The sequence below is a fragment of the Acinetobacter sp. WU_MDCI_Abxd143 genome (genome assembly GCF_025514195.1).
Taxonomy (GTDB): Bacteria; Pseudomonadota; Gammaproteobacteria; order Pseudomonadales; family Moraxellaceae; genus Acinetobacter; species Acinetobacter pittii_H.
In genome coordinates, this window is record NZ_JAHPTH010000027.1 from 1 (window position 1) to 5,848 (window position 5,848).

Genomic DNA, 5,848 nt, shown 5'->3' on the forward strand with positions numbered 1-5,848 from the left:
ACGCTTCCTGCTGATCCTGAACCAACCACAACATAGTCATATGCTGATTGTACTGTTCTTCCGTATATGTCGCGCATAATACAAGCGTCCTCAGTTGTGTGTGAACTAAACATATGCAATGTAAACGTTTACATTTTATGTTTTAAAAAAAACTGATCGATTGATTCAGCTTAATCTTAAGTAAACATTGCAATTGTTATGCCACTTTAAGCAAAAGGAAAAATGCTAATTTCCTAAATCTTTTGCTCACCGTAATAAATTCCATTTAGTTACTGTTGCACCACAACAGAACTTCTTCTAACTAAAATGTAGCATTATTGTTCCTTTTTGTGCAAGCGAATATTTAGACCTGAGCAGAAGATGATGAAAATACCTAAAAAAGTTGTTAAGTCTGGAATTGTTCCAAAAAATATAAATCCTAAAAGTGTTGCAAAAAGAATTTGCATATAGCTGTAAGGTGCTAATTTTACAGGTGATTCAAGAACGTATGCTTTATTAAATAAGGTATGTGCGAACGTACCAAATACACCTACTAAAAGAAAAAATATGAGGTCATTAGGAGCGATTTTTTCCCAAAAGAAAGGTAGTACCAAGGAGGTTAAAAAAAATGCATAGAATCCAAGATAATAGTTAGATATAAGGCTGCTTTCATACATACTAGTTATTTTTGTAAGCACTTGATAAAAAGCAAAAAATAGAGCAGCACACATTGGGAAGATAATTTCTATTTTAAAAATATCTCCCCCAGGTCTAGCAATGATAAGTATTCCGAAAAAACCAATTATAATCTTTATTAAATCATCCTGAATAACCTTCTCTTTTAGAATAAAAAAAGAGAAAATCAAAACGAAGATTGGCGCTAAAAAATTGATTGCTGTAGCTTCAGACAATGGGATGTACTTTAATCCAGTAATAAAGCTTAAGCCAATCACAGACATTAACAAGGCTCTTAAAAAGTGAATGCGCTTAAACCTAGAAAGTTTTTTAATTTTGATACTATGAAAAGTTGCAAATAAAAAATGAAAAAGATACCTAAACCATAAAATTAAGATGATTGAATAATTTTGGTTCAACTTTTTACCTAAAAGGTCATGAAAGGCTAAACATAAAACAGCGATTACAACAAAAAATACTGCCTTTACTGACTTTGACATGTCAGAGAGAATTCTCATAAATTCCTCTAACTTAAATGTTGGATAAAGAAGTTACTACTACGTTCAAATGCTAGACGTGCCTGTGCAGCAGAGAAATTTGGACGGTAAGGGCAGTTGAATCCATGACCAGCAAGTGGATAGCGATATATCTTAAATTTATTATTTTTAAGGCTAAGCAGCTCAAGTTCTTGAATTTCATGAAGTGTAATCAGATGATCATTATCCGCTACATGAAAAAGAGTAGGGCAGTTAATTAATTCTATTTGCTTGAGGTACTCTCTTACCTTGCTACCGTAATAACTGACAATCGCAGCAATTTTTTTATGATGTAAAAGATAAGTTAATGTACCTCCCATACAAAAACCTAATACACCTAACTTATAGTTTTTATCTAATTTAAAAATAAAATCAATAACTTGGTTTAAATCTTCGGCAGTTAAATTGAAATCTAAATTTGCATATAGTTTTCTAGCAATTTTTGTACTTTCCTCATCATAATCAAGACATACATTTTCTTGCTGTCTCCAATAAATATCTGGAATAAAGACCTCATAGCCTAATACAAGATACTGTTCTGCCACTTCATAGATGTGTTTATTTAATCCCCAAATTTCAGGTAATAAAAGAATACCGCTTTGAGTTTCACCTAAAGACAAGCGCTTAAGAGTTAGACATTTATTTTGTTCATAAATTACCTCAAATTCAGAAATATTCATGAAAAAGCCTCAATTATTGTAAACGTTTACATTTTATATGTATTAAGGCTTAAAAATAAACAGATAAATATGGCTACTTTGTTATAATTGCAGTAATTCTTATTGTACGATTTTATCTTAGTCGGTTTTATTATGGGTCAAAATAATAATGTTATGGAAAAGTTGAACTCAGTAAGTGTAATTGATGTTGCTAAAGCAGCTAACGTTTCTATTGCAACAGTTTCACGTAGTTTTAATAAACCAGAAATGGTAAAACCTGAAGTTCGAGAAAAAATCTTAGAAATTGCTGCTAATATGGGATATACCGCAAATTCTGCAGCAAAATCATTAAGATCAAAAAAGACTAAAGTGATTGGTGCAATTATTCCAACCTTAGATCACTCGATTTATGCAACCATGATTAATGCTTTTCAAAAGAAGCTATCTGAGCAAGGTTATGTTGTATACATCTTAACTTGTGGTTTTGATGCAAGTGATATCTTTGATAAGGTCACATTACTTTTGGAAAGAGGAGCAGAGGCTTTACTCATCGTAGGAGAGATTCTTGATAAAAATTTAGAAAAGTATTTATTAAAATTTAAAATACCTACAATTTGTACTTATTCATATCATCATGATTCTAAATTTCCATTTATTGGATTTGATAATTACGCTTCAACAACCACTATTGTAGAATACCTTTATTCTTTAGGTCATAAAGAAATAGCAATGATCTGTGGGCCTTTAAAAGGCAATGATCGACAAATTGCTCGAGTAGAATCTTTTAAAAATTTTATGACATCTAAGCAAGCTGAGCATTCAGTTTGGGAGTGTAAAAATCAATATAATATTGCGAGTGGAAAAGAAATACTTAAGGAAATAGTCATATCTAATCCGAATATCAGTGCCATCATCTGTAATAGTGATGTAATTGCTTTTGGTGTTCTTGCTGGAGCAAAAGAACTTGGTATAAAAATACCTGAACAATTAAATGTTATTGGTTACGATAATTTAGAATTTGCAGAATACCTAACTCCTCCTTTAACTACATTAAATATTCCAGCAGAGGAAATGGGCATTCTAAGCGCTAAAGCGGTATTGGATAATTTAAACAATCAACAGCCTTTAAAGTCATATTTGTTAAAAACCGAACTGATTGTTAGAGAGTCAACTAATCCAGATTAAACGAATGAAGTTAAGGTTATCACTCATTTTATATGAGTATTTTAATTGTGAGTGGTAACCAGATAGCTGTGAAAACCCCATTAATCGCCATTCCAAATGCAGCATAGCGTCCAGCAACAGGGCTTCTTTGCCATGCTTGAGCCGTGCCTATAGCATGTGCTGCTAAACCTAAAGCTAATCCTGCAGCTCTTTCATCATTAATATTTTTAAGTAGTAAGGGTGAAAATGCTGCTCCTATAACGCCTGAAAGAATTACAATTAAGGTAACAAGAGCAGGGGGAGCATGAATAATTTCTGCAATATTTAGAGCGATAGGTGTAGTGATGGCTCTAGTTGTAAAAGAAATAATCATGGATGTTGATAAGTGTAATAAGTAGGCAAGCCCTACTGGTAATCCAACAGCAAGAGTACTAGCACATAAAACTAAAGCTGATATTTTTGAAATTGGAAAATCTTCATACTTTATTGTTGCTAAAGGAATTGCAAGCGCAACGGTGACATACCCTAAAAGTCGATTAAATAGAGGGCTTACTGTCTCTATATAGTCATTATAAGAAACCTTACTTATTACAAGTAAAATTAAAATAATGAACATTGAGTAGACTATTATCGATATTCTAGGAATATATGAATAAATTAGCTTAGCCGTTAAATAGCCTAATACAGTAATTAAAAAATAAAGTATAAACAACATGTTAAAGTACTCTTTTTACAACGAATGCAAATAGTAACAATGGTAAAAGGGTGCTTATGACGAGAATACTCAAGAAAAGATATAAGCTGTCCTCAAGATGAAAAAGCATGATTAAAGAGCCAACGCATACGGGTAAAAATGCAAAGACACTTTCTTTCATTATCAGTTGATTAGCAGTAATCAAGGAGGAGGGAATACCTTTAAATCTTCTGTATATAACAAGACTTATTAATAGTAAGAACAGTCCTACAAGATTACTAAGTTCTGGATGCCCAAAATAGTTCATAAAAATTAAAGATAATTCACGGACTGAAACAACAATAACAATCATTAGTAAAATGGATTTAAGAATAGAGATCATAGTTAGATAAACTCAAAAGATGATAAATTCTAATAAAAGAACCAATGAATGTAAACGTTTACATCTATTGGTTCTTTTATTTATTTGCGTCTATTTGCGTCACTTTTCTTTTCCTTGAGAAATTGTAGGGAAATCATATTCAAGTGAAACTTTCTAGCATGAATATGGTGACTCAATTTAATTCATGGATAGAGTAGAGGAGTCGATTTGTACCTACTATTTAAAGTGAAATTGAGTCTACTTCAAGAAAAGATTTGATTGTTAATCAATCAAATCTTTAATCCTAGTTCAAGGGTAGAGTATGGCTGAGTGGATTAAGAAAGCACAACCGACAGATCAGCGTGTTGCGCAGAATGATAAGTTAAAGGAAGACGTTTCACGAATTTTACTAGATATTGAGAATCGTGGTGATGTTGCTGTAAGAGAGCTATCGGTCAAATTCGATAAATGGGATCGTCAAGATTATCGACTTACTGATGCTGAAATCAAACAATGTATGGATCAATTAACTGAGCGTGAGTACGAAGATATTAAATTCGCACAAACCCAAGTTCGTCGTTTTGCTGATGCTCAACGTCAGTCAATGTTAAATGTTGAAATTGAAACAATACCTGGAGTTTTGCTTGGGCATAAGCATATTCCTGTAAATGCTGCTGGTTGCTATGTACCAGGTGGAAAATATCCATTACTTGCTTCAGCACATATGTCTATTTGTACAGCAAAGGCTGCTGGTGTTAACAACATTATTACCGCAGCTCCGCCATTTCAAGGTAAACCAGCTCCATATATTGTCGCTGCGCAGCATATGGCTGGCGCTGATGCAATTTATTCACTTGGTGGAATACAGGCCGTAGGTGCAATGGCGATAGGGACTGAAAGTATTCCTGCTGTAGATATTATTGTAGGGCCTGGTAATGCCTATGTTGCTGAAGCTAAACGTCAATTATTTGGTCGTGTTGGTATAGATCTTTTTGCTGGACCTACAGAAACATTATTAATTACTGATGATAGTGTTGACGCAGAAATGTGTGCAACAGATATCCTTGGTCAAGCCGAACATGGACCTGATTCACCAGCCGTCATGTTGACGACTTCTCGTGAGTTGGCATTAGAAACATTAAAAGAAATCGATCGCTTATTAGATTTACTTCCAACTGCAGTTTATGCCCGTACGGCTTGGGAAAACTTTGGTGAAATTATTCTTTGTGAATCAAATGAAGAAATGGCGAAACTATCAGATTTTTATGCTTCTGAACATGTCCAAATTATGACGCATGATGATGATTACTTTCTTAAAAATCTAACGAATTTTGGTGCCTTATTTGTAGGACCAAGAACTAATGTTTCTTATGGCGATAAGGTTATTGGTACTAACCATACTTTACCAACAAATAAAGCAGCTCGTTATACGGGAGGTCTATGGGTTGGTAAATACCTTAAAACTTGTACTTATCAACGTGTACTTACAGATGAAGCATCAGCTCAAATTGGGGAATATTGCTCACGCTTATGTCTAATGGAAGGCTTTGTTGCACATGCTGAGCAAGCGAATCTACGTGTTCGTCGTTATGGCAAGAAAGACGTTCCTTTTGGTCAAGCTGCAGTCTAAAACTGAGCTAAAAAGTTTTGTGAAAAATAAAATTTTGAAGAGTTTTCATTTTAATTTAAGGACGATTAAATTGTGAAGAAGAGATTAACGGGTAGTCAGATTGTTGCCCAAACCCTAAAGAATTATGGCGTTGAATATGTAGCCGGTATT

6 protein-coding genes are annotated in these 5,848 nt (G+C 33.5%); 2 read left to right on the forward strand and 4 right to left on the reverse strand.

Going from position 1 to position 5,848, the window contains the following annotated elements; translation table 11 throughout:
• Window positions 1–314: 314 nt before the first annotated feature.
• Window positions 315–1,154 carry a DMT family transporter gene (locus KTI79_RS18930; RefSeq protein ID WP_171304902.1) on the reverse strand — a complete coding sequence of 280 codons (840 nt, stop codon included), beginning with the start codon at window positions 1,152–1,154 and terminating at the stop codon, window positions 315–317.
• A 26-nt stretch (window positions 1,155–1,180) separates the two neighbouring features.
• Entirely contained in the window at window positions 1,181–1,870 is a 690-nt protein-coding gene (locus KTI79_RS18935; RefSeq protein WP_086375719.1) for a dienelactone hydrolase family protein, read from the reverse strand.
• A gap of 132 nt (window positions 1,871–2,002) precedes the next feature.
• Here KTI79_RS18935 and KTI79_RS18940 point away from each other — a divergent pair, with 132 nt between their 5' ends.
• A complete protein-coding gene (locus KTI79_RS18940) occupies window positions 2,003–3,034 on the forward strand; it encodes a LacI family DNA-binding transcriptional regulator (protein ID WP_086375720.1) in 1,032 nt (343 codons plus the stop codon).
• Window positions 3,035–3,062: 28 nt separating this feature from the next.
• On the opposite strand, the gene KTI79_RS18945 is transcribed toward KTI79_RS18940, so the two are convergent.
• Together KTI79_RS18945 and KTI79_RS18950 are read right to left on the reverse strand one after the other, a co-directional pair.
• Complete coding sequence (locus KTI79_RS18945) at window positions 3,063–3,728, reverse strand: LrgB family protein (RefSeq protein ID WP_086375721.1); 666 nt, start codon at window positions 3,726–3,728, stop codon at window positions 3,063–3,065.
• Between the two features lies 1 nt (window position 3,729).
• The gene (locus tag KTI79_RS18950; RefSeq protein ID WP_086375722.1) at window positions 3,730–4,089 is read right to left on the reverse strand and encodes a hypothetical protein; all 360 of its coding nucleotides are present in this window, start codon (window positions 4,087–4,089) and stop codon (window positions 3,730–3,732) included.
• Window positions 4,090–4,390: 301 nt separating this feature from the next.
• Here KTI79_RS18950 and hisD point away from each other — a divergent pair, with 301 nt between their 5' ends.
• The gene (hisD, locus tag KTI79_RS18955; RefSeq protein WP_031964005.1) at window positions 4,391–5,698 is read left to right on the forward strand and encodes a histidinol dehydrogenase; all 1,308 of its coding nucleotides are present in this window, start codon (window positions 4,391–4,393) and stop codon (window positions 5,696–5,698) included.
• Window positions 5,699–5,848 lie beyond the last annotated feature (150 nt).

What these genes read in the sequence shown, in the direction of transcription:
- KTI79_RS18935 (WP_086375719.1), bottom strand. Translation starts at nt 1,870, where the DNA reads ATGAATATTTCTGAATTTGAGGTAATTTATGAACAAAATAAATGTCTA.
- KTI79_RS18940 (WP_086375720.1), top strand. Translation starts at nt 2,003, where the DNA reads ATGGGTCAAAATAATAATGTTATGGAAAAGTTGAACTCAGTAAGTGTA.
- KTI79_RS18930 (WP_171304902.1), bottom strand. Translation starts at nt 1,154, where the DNA reads ATGTCAAAGTCAGTAAAGGCAGTATTTTTTGTTGTAATCGCTGTTTTA.
- KTI79_RS18945 (WP_086375721.1), bottom strand. Translation starts at nt 3,728, where the DNA reads ATGTTGTTTATACTTTATTTTTTAATTACTGTATTAGGCTATTTAACG.
- hisD (WP_031964005.1), top strand. Translation starts at nt 4,391, where the DNA reads ATGGCTGAGTGGATTAAGAAAGCACAACCGACAGATCAGCGTGTTGCG.
- KTI79_RS18950 (WP_086375722.1), bottom strand. Translation starts at nt 4,089, where the DNA reads ATGATCTCTATTCTTAAATCCATTTTACTAATGATTGTTATTGTTGTT.